The following is a 13,231-nucleotide window of genomic DNA, read 5'->3' on the forward strand; positions in this document are numbered from 1 at the left end:
CGGCGGTGCCAATGGACGTTTCTTACCTGCTCGAAAGCCTTAATGACAAACAGCGCGAAGCGGTGGCCGCGCCACGCAGCAATCTTCTGGTGCTGGCGGGCGCGGGCAGTGGTAAGACGCGCGTTCTGGTGCATCGTATTGCGTGGCTGATGAGCGTGGAAAACTGCTCGCCGTACTCGATTATGGCGGTGACGTTTACCAACAAAGCGGCGGCGGAAATGCGCCATCGCATCGGGCAATTGATGGGCACCAGCCAGGGCGGCATGTGGGTTGGCACCTTCCACGGGCTGGCGCACCGCCTGCTGCGTGCGCACCATATGGACGCTAACCTACCGCAGGATTTCCAGATCCTCGATAGCGAAGACCAACTGCGCCTGCTCAAGCGTTTGATCAAAGCGATGAACCTCGACGAGAAGCAGTGGCCGCCGCGCCAGGCAATGTGGTACATCAACAGCCAGAAAGACGAAGGCCTGCGGCCGCATCATATTCAGAGCTACGGTAACCCGGTAGAGCAAACCTGGCAGAAGGTTTATCAGGCGTATCAGGAAGCGTGTGACCGCGCGGGCCTGGTGGACTTCGCTGAACTGCTGCTGCGCGCCCACGAACTGTGGCTTAACAAGCCGCATATCCTGCAACACTACCGCGAACGTTTTACCAATATCCTTGTGGACGAATTCCAGGATACCAACAACATTCAGTACGCGTGGATCCGCCTGCTGGCGGGTGATACCGGCAAAGTGATGATCGTCGGTGATGATGACCAGTCAATTTATGGCTGGCGCGGCGCGCAGGTCGAGAATATTCAGCGTTTCCTCAATGATTTCCCTGGTGCCGAAACTATTCGTCTGGAGCAGAACTATCGCTCCACCAGTAACATTCTGAGCGCCGCCAACGCCCTGATTGAAAACAACAATGGACGCTTAGGTAAAAAATTGTGGACCGATGGCGCGGACGGTGAGCCGATTTCCCTTTATTGTGCCTTTAACGAACTCGATGAAGCGCGTTTTGTGGTTAACCGCATCAAAACCTGGCAGGACAATGGCGGGGCGCTCGCTGAGTGCGCCATTCTCTACCGTAGCAACGCCCAGTCGCGTGTGCTGGAAGAGGCCTTATTGCAGGCCAGTATGCCGTACCGTATTTATGGCGGTATGCGCTTCTTCGAACGCCAGGAAATCAAAGATGCGCTCTCGTATCTGCGCCTGATTGCCAACCGTAACGATGACGCGGCATTTGAGCGCGTGGTGAATACGCCAACGCGGGGTATTGGTGATCGGACGCTGGACGTAGTTCGCCAGACATCGCGCGATCGCCAGCTAACTCTCTGGCAGGCGTGTCGTGAACTGTTACAGGAAAAAGCCCTCGCTGGGCGCGCTGCCAGCGCCTTGCAACGGTTTATGGAACTGATTGACGCCTTAGCGCAAGAAACTGCCGATATGCCGCTGCATGTACAGACTGACCGGGTAATTAAAGACTCTGGCCTGCGTACCATGTATGAACAGGAGAAAGGCGAAAAAGGCCAGACGCGTATTGAAAACTTAGAGGAACTGGTGACAGCAACGCGCCAGTTCAGCTACAACGAAGAAGATGAAGATTTAATGCCGCTGCAGGCTTTCCTCTCGCATGCGGCACTGGAAGCGGGTGAAGGGCAGGCGGATACCTGGCAGGATGCGGTGCAGTTGATGACTTTGCACTCAGCGAAAGGGCTGGAGTTCCCGCAGGTATTTATCGTCGGTATGGAAGAGGGAATGTTCCCCAGCCAGATGTCGCTGGATGAAGGCGGGCGTCTGGAAGAAGAACGTCGTCTGGCCTACGTTGGGGTAACCCGTGCGATGCAGAAACTGACGCTGACCTATGCGGAAACTCGCCGTCTGTATGGCAAAGAGGTTTACCATCGCCCGTCGCGCTTTATTGGTGAGCTGCCGGAAGAATGTGTGGAAGAGGTGCGATTACGCGCTACGGTGAGTCGTCCGGTCAGTCATCAGCGTATGGGTACGCCACTGGCTGAGAACGACAGCGGTTACAAACTCGGCCAGCGTGTGCGCCATGCCAAGTTTGGTGAAGGGACTATCGTCAATATGGAAGGCAGCGGCGAGCATAGCCGCCTGCAGGTGGCGTTCCAGGGCCAGGGTATTAAATGGCTGGTGGCGGCTTACGCCCGGCTGGAGACGGTGTAATTTACGATTCCGTTGCCGGATGCGGTGCTGCGCACCTTATCCGGCCTACAAAATCATGCAGATTCAATAAATTGCAACGTCATGTAGGCCGGATAAGGCGTTTACGCCGCATCCGGCATCTGCACCATATTCAGTATCTGACATAAAACTATCGTTCTAACTTTTCCGCTCGACGGAAATCATGGTGACGAAGGGATAACGTTGCCAGGGGATCGTGCCGCCTTTCACATACATATGTGAGATAGTGCCATCAAGATAAAGCAACTGCCCGACATCCAGTTTCGCTTTGGCATAGCAGGCAAAATCATAAAAGTTTGTCGCCTGCTGACTGAGCAAAAATACTGCGTTACCTTGTTTATTAATCCCTACACCGTTACGGATTTTGCGCGACGCGACGTTGGGGTGAATACGCGAATTTATCACGCCATTCTCCAGCAACATCGGCCCCGACTGCACCGCAAACTGAATATCTTTACTGGCTTTAAATGCCTGCAGCGGAACGATAGCGGCTTTATCTCCCGTAACATAAAACACGCCGCCAGGACGAATAAAGAAATTACCTTCCCCCGAGGTGAGATTTAACGCTACCTTCTGTTGACCGTTTTCGATGTACAAACCGAGAGGCGCATAACCTTCATCATAAATACCTCCGTTCATCACCATCTGCACTTGCCCCAGGCTGTCAACATCAGCCAGCAGCGCATGAAATGTTCCCCACGCTTCGCCATTAGTTTTTTGCCAGTACATTTTCACCCGTTCTGTCTGGGGATTGACGGTATACGCTTGTACGGTCAGCGTCGGATCGGAGAGCGTGCAGTCATCAGCGGCAACAGCAAACAAGGGGAGTAAGGTGAGAGTGAGAAAAATCCGTTTGAGATTCAAGGTGATCATTCCTTTACCAATGAGTAGTCAATGCGCCATTATAGGTTCTGGATGTGGGATTTTTTTATCCTGTTAATGACCTTGACGAGTACCGAAAAGCGCGAAGTTCAACTATTGTTCTGTGGTGTTCCGTTGCGTGTTGACGGCAAAATTTTGCTGGCGTAACATGCGCGCACGATCACTCTAAGAGGACATTCGCCTTGGACACACCCAGTAGATACTGGCTCACTATCCTGTCATCCAGGATCAACTCCTAAGGCTATCCCCTTTTGCTGATAGCCTTAGCGGTTGTCAGCGACCTCAATTTTTCCCGTCGCGCTGAGTCAGGCTGTTTAATGGTCTGAAACCCAATATGTTTCTGTGTGCCCACCGAACTGTCCGATATTTTAAGCATTGGGAGTCCCGGTCATGCTGAGCGCATTTCAACTGGAAAATAACCGACTGACCCGGCTGGAAGTCGAAGAGTCACAACCCCTTGTCAATGCAGTATGGATTGATCTTGTCGAACCGGATGACGACGAGCGACTGCGCGTACAATCTGAACTTGGCCAGAGCCTGGCAACTCGCCCGGAACTGGAAGACATCGAAGCATCGGCACGTTTCTTTGAAGACGATGACGGCCTGCATATTCACTCCTTCTTCTTCTTTGAAGATGCGGAAGATCACGCCGGTAACTCCACCGTGGCATTTACCATCCGTGATGGCCGCCTGTTTACCCTGCGTGAGCGTGAGTTGCCTGCATTCCGTCTGTATCGTATGCGCGCCCGTAGCCAGTCGATGGTTGACGGTAACGCCTACGAGTTACTGCTGGATTTGTTCGAAACCAAAATTGAACAGTTGGCAGATGAAATTGAAAACATCTACAGCGATCTGGAGCAACTGAGCCGGGTGATTATGGAAGGGCGTCAGGGCGATGAGTACGACGAGGCGCTCTCCACGTTGGCAGAACTGGAAGATATCGGTTGGAAAGTTCGCCTGTGTCTGATGGATACCCAGCGTGCGCTCAACTTCCTGGTGCGCAAAGCGCGCTTACCGGGTGGGCAACTGGAGCAGGCGCGCGAGATCCTGCGAGATATCGAATCCCTGTTGCCACATAACGAGTCTCTGTTCCAGAAGGTGAACTTCCTGATGCAGGCGGCGATGGGCTTTATCAACATCGAGCAGAACCGCATCATCAAGATCTTCTCGGTGGTATCCGTTGTGTTCCTGCCGCCGACGCTGGTCGCTTCCAGCTACGGGATGAACTTCGAGTTTATGCCGGAACTGAAGTGGACTTTCGGCTACCCGGGCGCAATTATCTTTATGATCCTCGCGGGCCTGGCGCCGTATCTGTACTTTAAGCGGAAGAACTGGTTGTAAAAAACGAGAATGGTGGTTTAGCCAGGCTAAGCCACCGGTCATTCAAAGGCTCCAGGTATTTAATCCTTTTACCTCTTTCTCATAGAACCATTTATTCGTGTTAACAGCAACATAGGCTACTACAACAATTCCCAGAATGTTAACGCCAATTAATGCACCGACAAATAGAGATAAAATGCCAAGTAATAGAACTATAATCGCTTTTTTCCATAACCCGAGAACAAATAAATACATCCAGGAAAAGAAGAAAGCAATAAAATTCATTTGAATAGTTAATCGTTGTCTTATTTTTAATTCTTTATATGCTGTTTTATATTCAGGTGTTGCTCCCCAGAATCCAGGAAAACCATGTTTTTCATAAAAATTAAATCGAAATTTCCATTTTTCAGTTAATGAACCATCGTTCATATATTCCTTACTCATAAATACTCCCTTAACTATTGTTTTGATGAATCAGTAGGTGCAAGCATTAGCATACTGAAAGTGGAAAAGTAGCAAATTAAGAAAATCATCGAACCAGTGCCTGAACAGTCAAAATGTTCGGCAATCATTGTGATGAAAGAGACGATATAGACTGCTAATGTACCAAAAATATAAGTTTTTATATACGTGAACCCACTATCACGGAGTCGTTGGCAACTCATGTTGATGACGAGATAATGGAGTAAGAGAGTAGAGGCTATAACAAGAAAATTTGCTTCCACATTTGCAAAGAAGACAATAAGAAAGGTGCAGATTAGGTTTGTCAAAGTAAATGACAATATATAATGGCGTCTTGAAATCCTACCATCAGATGTTGGAATAAATACACGTAACATTAATTTTACATCCTTGTCTTAATCTCCTGCCAGCATGACAATACGCCCACTCTCGTGCAAGAGCAGGCATATTTTTTCAGAATATATTTATTTTTTATTTGGTCGTTCTACGCTGCGTATAAATCGCATCCATCACAAAAATCGCCAGCGCCACCCAAATAAAGGCAAATGTCACCATTTTATCGGCACCCGGTTTTTCACCATAAAACGTTACTGCCAGCAGGAACATTAGCGTCGGGCCAATATACTGGAAAAAGCCCAGAGTGGAGAGACGCAGGCGCGTGGCGGCGGCGGTAAAGCACAACAGCGGAACGGTGGTGACAACTCCAGCAGCGATCAGCAGTAAATTCAGCGACATTGGGTTTTGCACCATATGGCTGGTAGAACTGTCAGCAATAGCAAACAGATAAATCGCCGCCACGGGCAGCAGCCACATGGTTTCGATTAACATGCCAGTTTGTGCTTCTACCGCTATCTTCTTACGCACCAGACCATAGAAGGCAAAGCTAAATGCCAGACCCAGCGCGATGATTGGCAGCGAACCAAAAGTCCAGAGCTGGACCAGCACACCACACACCGCCAGAATTACCGCCAGCCACTGCATCCGGCGGAACCGCTCACCGAGGAAAATCATTCCCAGCACAATGTTCACCAACGGGTTAATAAAGTAACCGAGACTCGCCTCCAGCATATGGTGATTGTTCACTGCCCAGATAAACAGTAGCCAGTTGCCACCAATCAGCACAGCAGAGACTGCCAGCATAAAGATTTTCTGTGGCGTCTGAATCAGGGTTTTTAAATAGGACCACTGGCGGCTGATGCTCATCAGCACCACCATAAAGAAAAACGACCAGATTACACGATGCGTCAGGATCTCATCAGCAGGTACGTAATAAATCAGCTTGAAGTACGCAGGAGCAATACCCCAAATAAAATAAGCGGCAAGAGCGAGTAATACGCCCTGCCGCGTTTGTTTGGTATCCATTGGAAAAACTCATTTTTAATTGTTAACGGCAGCTTATCTGCTCAGATTGCTGACAAAGTGCGCTTTGCCCATGCTGGATGCGGTGTTAACGCCTTATCTGGCCTACAAAATCATGCAAACTCAATATATTGCATTTCTCTGGTAGGCCTGATAAGCGTAGCGCATCAGGCAATTTGCGTTTGTTATCAGTCTCAGCAGTTTACCTGCTTTTAGATTTTCAACCCACCATATAGGTGGCGGTAGCACTGGCAATATAAAGTTGTTCTTCATTGTGCAGTTCAACGCGGGCGACGGCGACTTTATTACCCGCACGTAACAGGCTGCTGGTGGCTGTAAAACGCTCGCCTCTGCCTGGGCGCAGATAATCGACGCGAAGATCAATGGTTCCCATCCGCGATAACCGCTGGCGCAGTTCATCTTCACTGATGGTTTCGTGGCGGGTTAAGGTACTACCTACACATACCAGGCCAGCGGCGACATCCAGCGCCGACGCAATCACCCCGCCGTGCAAAATGCTTTGTGCCCAGTTACCAACCATCATTGGCTGATTGTTAAAGGCCAGTTGCGCAAATTCTTTCTCGTAACGCTCCAGTTCCATCCCCAATGCCCGATTAAACGGCATGTGATAAACAAACATCTCACCCACTAATTTCAGGGCTTTTTCGGCAGTCAGTACGGCAGACATATCATCCTTACACTTCAGTGGTTAATGAAATGTTGATTTTATGCTTCTTTGTTGTTGGTTTCTACTTTAGGAAGGGATAACTAACGGCAATTGAGTTAAGTATGTAAAATAGCCCGCAGAAAAAATATTCATCTAATCAATAATTCGTTACGGAGAACACGATCGATGCGGACTCTACTGGGCTGCTTGTTGCCGGTGTGTATGCTGCCGATAGTGGCAAATGCGCAAGAGGCAACGGTGAAAGATGTGCATGATGCGCCTGCAGTACGTGGCAGCATTATCGCCAATATGTTGCAGGAGCATGATAATCCTTTCACCCTTTATCCTTATGACACCAACTACATCATCTATACCCAGACCAGCGATCTGAATAAAGAAGCGATTGCCAGCTACGACTGGGCAGAAAACGCGCGTAAGGATGAAGTGAAATTCCAGTTGAGTCTGGCGTTTCCGCTGTGGCGGGGGATTTTGGGACCAAACTCTGTACTGGGCGCTTCCTACACCCAGAAATCCTGGTGGCAGCTTTCTAATAGCGAAGAGTCATCGCCGTTTCGTGAAACCAACTATGAACCGCAATTGTTCCTCGGTTTTGCTACCGATTACCGTTTTGCAGGCTGGACACTGCGCGATGTGGAGATGGGCTACAACCATGACTCGAACGGGCGTTCTGACCCAACGTCCCGTAGCTGGAACCGCCTTTATACCCGCCTGATGGCAGAAAATGGTAACTGGCTGGTAGAAGTGAAGCCGTGGTATGTGGTGGGTAATACGGACGATAACCCGGATATCACCAAATATATGGGTTACTACCAGCTTAAAATCGGCTATCACCTCGGTGATGCGGTATTGAGCGCGAAAGGGCAGTATAACTGGAACACCGGTTACGGCGGCGCAGAGTTAGGCTTAAGTTACCCAATCACCAAACATGTGCGTCTTTATACTCAGGTCTACAGTGGTTACGGCGAATCACTTATCGACTATAACTTTAACCAGACCCGCGTCGGTGTGGGGGTTATGCTAAACGACCTGTTCTAATGCGAGTTGAGCGGCAGGCAAAACTGGAATCTTACTTCCAACGTTATCCATCCTGGCGCTAAAAGCATTGCAGTTTCTCGCTCAGGCGCTGAAAATAGCGCCTGTTTTTATTTCAGGCAATCGGGGTGAATGTGGCGCAGGCGGAAGTGTTGAATCTGGAGTCCGGAGCTAAACAGGTTTTACAAGAAACCTTTGGCTACCAACAGTTTCGCCCAGGCCAGGAAGAAATTATCGACACCGTACTTTCCGGTCGCGATTGCCTCGTCGTTATGCCAACCGGCGGCGGCAAATCTCTGTGTTATCAAATTCCTGCGTTGTTATTGAACGGCCTGACCGTTGTTGTTTCACCACTGATTTCGTTGATGAAAGACCAAGTGGATCAACTGCAAGCCAACGGTGTGGCGGCGGCGTGCCTTAACTCAACGCAAACCCGCGAGCAGCAGCTTGAAGTGATGACTGGCTGCCGTACCGGGCAAATTCGCCTGCTGTATATCGCACCAGAACGCCTGATGCTGGATAACTTCCTTGAGCATCTGGCGCACTGGAATCCTGTCTTATTAGCCGTTGATGAAGCGCACTGTATTTCCCAATGGGGACACGATTTCCGCCCGGAATATGCCGCGCTTGGTCAACTGCGCCAGCGTTTCCCGATGCTGCCATTTATGGCGCTGACAGCCACCGCCGACGACACCACGCGACAAGATATTGTGCGCCTGCTCGGGTTGAACGATCCGCTGATTCAAATCAGCAGTTTTGACCGCCCGAATATTCGCTACATGTTGATGGAGAAGTTCAAACCACTCGATCAACTGATGCGTTACGTGCAGGAACAGCGGGGTAAGTCCGGCATTATTTACTGCAACAGTCGGGCGAAAGTGGAAGACACCGCCGCGCGTCTGCAAAGCAAGGGGATTAGCGCAGCAGCGTATCACGCCGGACTGGAAAACGATGTCCGCGCCGATGTGCAGGAGAAATTCCAGCGCGATGATCTGCAAATTGTCGTGGCGACCGTGGCGTTTGGCATGGGCATCAACAAGCCTAACGTTCGCTTCGTGGTGCATTTTGATATTCCGCGCAACATTGAATCCTATTATCAGGAAACCGGTCGCGCCGGGCGTGATGGCCTGCCAGCGGAAGCGATGCTGTTTTACGATCCGGCCGATATGGCGTGGCTGCGTCGTTGTCTGGAAGAAAAGCCACAAGGGCAGTTGCAGGATATCGAGCGCCATAAACTCAATGCGATGGGCGCATTTGCCGAAGCGCAAACCTGTCGCCGTCTGGTGTTGCTGAACTATTTTGGCGAAGGTCGTCAGGAGCCGTGCGGTAACTGCGATATCTGCCTCGATCCGCCGAAACAATACGACGGTTCAACCGATGCGCAGATTGCGCTTTCCACCATTGGCCGGGTGAATCAGCGTTTTGGTATGGGCTATGTGGTGGAAGTGATTCGCGGTGCCAATAACCAGCGTATCCGCGACTACGGTCACGACAAACTGAAAGTCTATGGCATGGGGCGTGAGAAAAGCCATGAGCACTGGGTGAGCGTAATTCGCCAACTGATTCACCTCGGTCTGGTGACACAAAACATCGCCCAGCATTCTGCCCTACAACTGACAGAAGCCGCGCGCCCGGTGCTGCGTGGCGAATCCCCTCTGCAACTCGCCGTGCCGCGTATTGTGGCGCTTAAACCGAAGGTGATGCAGAAATCATTCGGCGGCAATTATGACCGCAAGCTGTTCGCTAAATTACGCAAACTGCGGAAGTCTATTGCTGATGAAAGCAATGTTCCGCCATATGTCGTGTTTAACGATGCAACGCTGATTGAGATGGCAGAGCAGATGCCGATCACCGCCAGCGAAATGTTGAGCGTTAACGGTGTCGGGATGCGTAAGCTGGAACGCTTTGGCAAACCGTTTATGACGCTGATCCGCGCGCATGTCGACGGCGATGACGAAGAGTAGTCATCGGCATAAAAAAGTGCCAGGATGAATATTCCGTAAACGTTTTCCCCACGAGTCAAATGTATGTTGATGTTATTCCTCACCGTTGCCATGGTGCATATTGTGGCGCTTATGAGTCCCGGTCCCGATTTCTTTTTTGTCTCTCAGACTGCCGTTAGTCGTTCCCGTAAAGAAGCGATGATGGGCGTGTTGGGTATTACCTGTGGTGTAATGGTTTGGGCAGGGATCGCGCTGCTTGGCTTGCATCTGATTATCGAAAAAATGGCCTGGCTGCATACGCTGATTATGGTTGGCGGTGGGCTGTATCTCTGCTGGATGGGTTACCAGATGCTGCGCGGCGCACTGAAAAAAGAGACGGTTTCTGCGCCTGCACCACAGGTGGAACTGGCGAAAAGTGGACGCAGTTTCCTGAAAGGTTTGCTGACGAATCTCGCCAATCCTAAAGCGATTATCTACTTTGGTTCGGTGTTCTCGCTGTTTGTCGGTGATAACGTCGGCACCACCGCTCGTTGGGGCATTTTCGCGCTGATCATTATCGAAACGCTGGCGTGGTTTACCGTCGTTGCCAGCCTGTTTGCCTTGCCGAAGATGCGCCGTGGTTATCAGCGCCTGTCGAAGTGGATCGATGGTTTTGCCGGAGCGTTATTTGCCGGATTTGGCATACATTTGATTATTTCGCGTTGATACCTGACGCGTCATCAGAGTAAGTCGGATAAGGCGTTTCGCCGTATCCGACATGATTTTCAGGCATGTCTGGCCGATGCCAACAGTGCTCCCACCAGCATAAACAACGAGCCGAAAATCTTATTCAACGCCTTCATTTGTTTTGGCCCTTTAATCCAGAGTGCAATCCGTTGGGCGAGGGTGGCGTAACCGATCATCACAATAATATCGACCACAATGGTGGTGACGCCGAGCACGATATACTGCATCAGTTGTGGCTGCTGGGGCATGATGAATTGTGGAAATAGCGCCGCCAGAAACACAATACTTTTGGGATTAGTAAGATTCACAAACACGGCTCGCTGAAACAGATGACGGCGAGATTGGGTTGGGGACAGCGACTTGAGGTCGATAGCTCCGGCGGCGCGCCATTGCTGAATTCCCAGCCAAATCAGGTAGGCGGCACCTGCCCATTTTAATATTTCAAAAGCAATAACCGAGCGTGAAAATAGCGTACCCAAACCCACACCAACCAATACAATATGAATCGCCAGTCCGGTTTGCAGTCCAGCGATAGACGCTAACGCACCGCGATAACCGTGGTTAAGTGAGGTCGTCATGGTGTTGATTGCGCCAGAGCCTGGCGAGAGGCTTAAAATGATCGATGTCAGCAAGTAGGCGAACCACCATTCAAAGGTCATGGGAATCTCCCGGATAGTCTATTTTTGTGCCACAATACGCTACTGTCGCGGCGTTGTGTCAGACACGCTTAAAAAAACGATTTTACGTGGTTTAAGAGGCAGATTACCCGATGTTTCAGCAGCAAAAAGACTGGGAAACAAGAGAAAAAGCGTTTGCTGCTTTTACGATGGGGCCACTGACTGACTTCTGGCGTCAGCGGGACGAGGCAGAGTTTATTGGCGTGGATGATATTCCGGTGCGCTATGTCCGTTTTTGCGCTCCGCAACATGACCGGGTAGTCGTCGTTTGTCCGGGGCGCATTGAGAGCTATGTAAAGTATGCCGAACTAGCCTATGACCTGTTCCATCTGGGGTTTGATGTGTTAATCATCGACCATCGAGGGCAGGGACGCTCCGGTCGTCTGTTAGCCGATCCGCATCTCGGACACGTGAACCAGTTTAATGATTATGTCGATGACCTGGCGGCATTCTGGCAACAAGAGATCCAGCCAGGCCCGTGGCGTAAACGCTATATACTGGCACATTCGATGGGCGGCGCGATCTCCACATTATTTCTGCAACGCCATCCAGGTGTATGTGACGCCATTGCGCTAACTGCACCAATGTTCGGTATTGTGATTCGTATGCCGTCATTTATGGCGCGGAAAATCCTTAACTGGGCTGAAGCGCACCCACGTTTTCGTGATGGCTATGCAATAGGCACCGGTCGCTGGCGCGCGCTGCCGTTTGCCATCAATGTACTGACCCACAGCAGACAGCGATATCGACGTAATTTACGCTTCTATGCTGATGATCCAACGATTCGCGTCGGTGGGCCGACCTACCATTGGGTACGCGAAAGTATTCTGGCTGGCGAACAGGTGTTAGCCGGTGCGGGTGATGACGCCACACCAACGCTTCTCTTGCAGGCCGAAGAAGAACGTGTGGTAGATAACCGTATGCACGACCGTTTTTGTGAACTCCGCGCCGCAGCGGGTCATCCTGTAGAAGGGGAGCGACCGCTGGTAATTAAAGGTGCGTACCACGAGATCCTTTTTGAAAAGGACGCAATGCGCTCAGTCGCGCTCCACGCCATCGTCGAATTTTTCGACCGGCATAACACATCCAGCGGAAGTCGCTCGTTATAGAGGTTTAAATTTCTTATGTATCAGGTTGTTGCGTCTGATTTAGATGGTACGTTACTTTCCCCCGACCATACGTTGTCCCCTTACGCCAAAGAAACGCTGAAATTGCTCACTGCGCGCGGTATCAACTTTGTGTTTGCGACCGGTCGCCACCACGTCGATGTGGGGCAAATTCGCGATAATCTGGAGATTAAGTCGTACATGATCACCTCCAATGGCGCGCGCGTTCACGACCTCGATGGCAATCTGATTTTTGCTCATAACCTGGATCATGACATTGCCAGCGATCTGTTTGGCGTGGTCAACGACAACCCGGACATCATTACTAACGTTTATCGTGATGATGAATGGTTTATGAACCGCCACCGCCCGGAAGAGATGCGCTTTTTTAAAGAAGCGGTATTCAAATATGCTCTGTATGAGCCGGGATTGCTGGAGCCGGAAGGCGTCAGCAAAGTATTCTTCACCTGCGATTCTCATGAAAAATTGTTACCACTTGAGCAAGCAATCAATGCTCGCTGGGGCGATCGCGTCAACGTCAGCTTCTCCACGCTCACCTGTCTGGAAGTGATGGCTGGCGGTGTTTCTAAAGGCCATGCGCTGGAAGCGGTGGCGAAGAAACTGGGTTACAGTCTGAAGGATTGCATTGCCTTTGGCGACGGGATGAACGACGCCGAAATGCTGTCGATGGCGGGGAAAGGTTGCATTATGGGCAGCGCGCACCAGCGTCTGAAAGATCTGCATCCGGAACTGGAAGTCATTGGGACTAATGCCGAAGACGCGGTGCCGCATTATCTGCGTAAGCTCTATTTATCGTAATCGTTCTTTATTTGTTCAGTTGTCA

Annotated in this window: 14 protein-coding genes; 8 read left to right on the forward strand and 6 right to left on the reverse strand. The window is 50.6% G+C overall.

What is annotated here, in order from left to right:
• Positions 1-11 precede the first annotated feature (11 nt).
• Entirely contained in the window at positions 12-2,174 is a 2,163-nt protein-coding gene (uvrD, locus tag A31E_RS03420) for a DNA helicase II (RefSeq protein WP_001517382.1), read from the forward strand.
• 156 nt (positions 2,175-2,330) lie between these two features.
• Here the strand turns inward: uvrD and A31E_RS03415 are convergent, their stop codons facing one another.
• Positions 2,331-3,065 carry a phosphodiester glycosidase family protein gene (locus A31E_RS03415; RefSeq protein WP_228943746.1) on the reverse strand — a complete coding sequence of 245 codons (735 nt, stop codon included), beginning with the start codon at positions 3,063-3,065 and terminating at the stop codon, positions 2,331-2,333.
• A 191-nt stretch (positions 3,066-3,256) separates the two neighbouring features.
• Here A31E_RS03415 and ysgD point away from each other — a divergent pair, with 191 nt between their 5' ends.
• Positions 3,257-3,313, forward strand: a complete 57-nt coding sequence (gene ysgD / locus A31E_RS26280; protein WP_211180520.1) for a protein YsgD — start codon at positions 3,257-3,259, stop codon at positions 3,311-3,313.
• Between the two features lie 151 nt (positions 3,314-3,464).
• Positions 3,465-4,415, forward strand: coding sequence for a magnesium/cobalt transporter CorA (gene corA, locus A31E_RS03405; protein WP_000947160.1), 951 nt, complete (start codon positions 3,465-3,467; stop codon positions 4,413-4,415).
• A gap of 42 nt (positions 4,416-4,457) precedes the next feature.
• Here the strand turns inward: corA and A31E_RS03400 are convergent, their stop codons facing one another.
• The 4 genes from A31E_RS03400 to yigI all read right to left on the reverse strand — a co-directional run bounded on the left by A31E_RS03400 (position 4,458) and on the right by yigI (position 6,903).
• Positions 4,458-4,838 (reverse strand): DUF2628 domain-containing protein, encoded by a 381-nt coding sequence (locus A31E_RS03400; protein ID WP_016249446.1) that lies wholly within the window; start codon positions 4,836-4,838, stop codon positions 4,458-4,460.
• A 14-nt stretch (positions 4,839-4,852) separates the two neighbouring features.
• A complete protein-coding gene (locus A31E_RS03395; protein WP_001517380.1) occupies positions 4,853-5,233 on the reverse strand; it encodes a hypothetical protein in 381 nt (126 codons plus the stop codon).
• A 94-nt stretch (positions 5,234-5,327) separates the two neighbouring features.
• The gene (gene rarD / locus A31E_RS03390; protein ID WP_001517379.1) at positions 5,328-6,218 is read right to left on the reverse strand and encodes an EamA family transporter RarD; all 891 of its coding nucleotides are present in this window, start codon (positions 6,216-6,218) and stop codon (positions 5,328-5,330) included.
• A 217-nt stretch (positions 6,219-6,435) separates the two neighbouring features.
• Positions 6,436-6,903 carry an acyl-CoA thioesterase YigI gene (gene yigI / locus A31E_RS03385; protein WP_001277134.1) on the reverse strand — a complete coding sequence of 156 codons (468 nt, stop codon included), beginning with the start codon at positions 6,901-6,903 and terminating at the stop codon, positions 6,436-6,438.
• Positions 6,904-7,068: 165 nt separating this feature from the next.
• Here yigI and pldA point away from each other — a divergent pair, with 165 nt between their 5' ends.
• The 3 genes from pldA to rhtC all read left to right on the forward strand — a co-directional run bounded on the left by pldA (position 7,069) and on the right by rhtC (position 10,583).
• Positions 7,069-7,938, forward strand: coding sequence for a phospholipase A (gene pldA / locus A31E_RS03380; protein WP_001259597.1), 870 nt, complete (start codon positions 7,069-7,071; stop codon positions 7,936-7,938).
• A 131-nt stretch (positions 7,939-8,069) separates the two neighbouring features.
• A complete protein-coding gene (recQ, locus tag A31E_RS03375; protein WP_024191924.1) occupies positions 8,070-9,899 on the forward strand; it encodes an ATP-dependent DNA helicase RecQ in 1,830 nt (609 codons plus the stop codon).
• A 63-nt stretch (positions 9,900-9,962) separates the two neighbouring features.
• Positions 9,963-10,583, forward strand: a complete 621-nt coding sequence (rhtC, locus tag A31E_RS03370) for a threonine export protein RhtC (protein WP_000928833.1) — start codon at positions 9,963-9,965, stop codon at positions 10,581-10,583.
• Positions 10,584-10,642: 59 nt separating this feature from the next.
• Here the strand turns inward: rhtC and rhtB are convergent, their stop codons facing one another.
• On the reverse strand, positions 10,643-11,263 hold the full coding sequence (gene rhtB / locus A31E_RS03365) for a homoserine/homoserine lactone efflux protein (protein WP_000142511.1): 621 nt from the start codon (positions 11,261-11,263) through the stop codon (positions 10,643-10,645).
• Positions 11,264-11,373: 110 nt separating this feature from the next.
• On the opposite strand from rhtB, the gene pldB reads away from it, so the two are divergent.
• Positions 11,374-12,390: a lysophospholipase L2 gene (gene pldB, locus A31E_RS03360; RefSeq protein WP_016249447.1), complete on the forward strand. Its 1,017-nt coding sequence runs from the start codon at positions 11,374-11,376 to the stop codon at positions 12,388-12,390.
• 15 nt (positions 12,391-12,405) lie between these two features.
• Positions 12,406-13,206, forward strand: coding sequence for a sugar/pyridoxal phosphate phosphatase YigL (gene yigL, locus A31E_RS03355; RefSeq protein WP_000285344.1), 801 nt, complete (start codon positions 12,406-12,408; stop codon positions 13,204-13,206).
• Positions 13,207-13,231 lie beyond the last annotated feature (25 nt).

The sequence above is a fragment of the Escherichia sp. KTE159 genome (assembly GCF_000408805.1).
Taxonomy (GTDB): Bacteria; Pseudomonadota; Gammaproteobacteria; order Enterobacterales; family Enterobacteriaceae; genus Escherichia; species Escherichia marmotae.

Coding starts and splice junctions, on each gene's coding strand:
- uvrD (WP_001517382.1), top strand. CDS start 12: ATGGACGTTTCTTACCTGCTCGAAAGCCTTAATGACAAACAGCGCGAA.
- A31E_RS03415 (WP_228943746.1), bottom strand. CDS start 3,065: ATGATCACCTTGAATCTCAAACGGATTTTTCTCACTCTCACCTTACTC.
- corA (WP_000947160.1), top strand. CDS start 3,465: ATGCTGAGCGCATTTCAACTGGAAAATAACCGACTGACCCGGCTGGAA.
- A31E_RS03400 (WP_016249446.1), bottom strand. CDS start 4,838: ATGAGTAAGGAATATATGAACGATGGTTCATTAACTGAAAAATGGAAA.
- A31E_RS03395 (WP_001517380.1), bottom strand. CDS start 5,233: ATGTTACGTGTATTTATTCCAACATCTGATGGTAGGATTTCAAGACGC.
- rarD (WP_001517379.1), bottom strand. CDS start 6,218: ATGGATACCAAACAAACGCGGCAGGGCGTATTACTCGCTCTTGCCGCT.
- yigI (WP_001277134.1), bottom strand. CDS start 6,903: ATGTCTGCCGTACTGACTGCCGAAAAAGCCCTGAAATTAGTGGGTGAG.
- pldA (WP_001259597.1), top strand. CDS start 7,069: ATGCGGACTCTACTGGGCTGCTTGTTGCCGGTGTGTATGCTGCCGATA.
- rhtC (WP_000928833.1), top strand. CDS start 9,963: ATGTTGATGTTATTCCTCACCGTTGCCATGGTGCATATTGTGGCGCTT.
- rhtB (WP_000142511.1), bottom strand. CDS start 11,263: ATGACCTTTGAATGGTGGTTCGCCTACTTGCTGACATCGATCATTTTA.
- pldB (WP_016249447.1), top strand. CDS start 11,374: ATGTTTCAGCAGCAAAAAGACTGGGAAACAAGAGAAAAAGCGTTTGCT.
- yigL (WP_000285344.1), top strand. CDS start 12,406: ATGTATCAGGTTGTTGCGTCTGATTTAGATGGTACGTTACTTTCCCCC.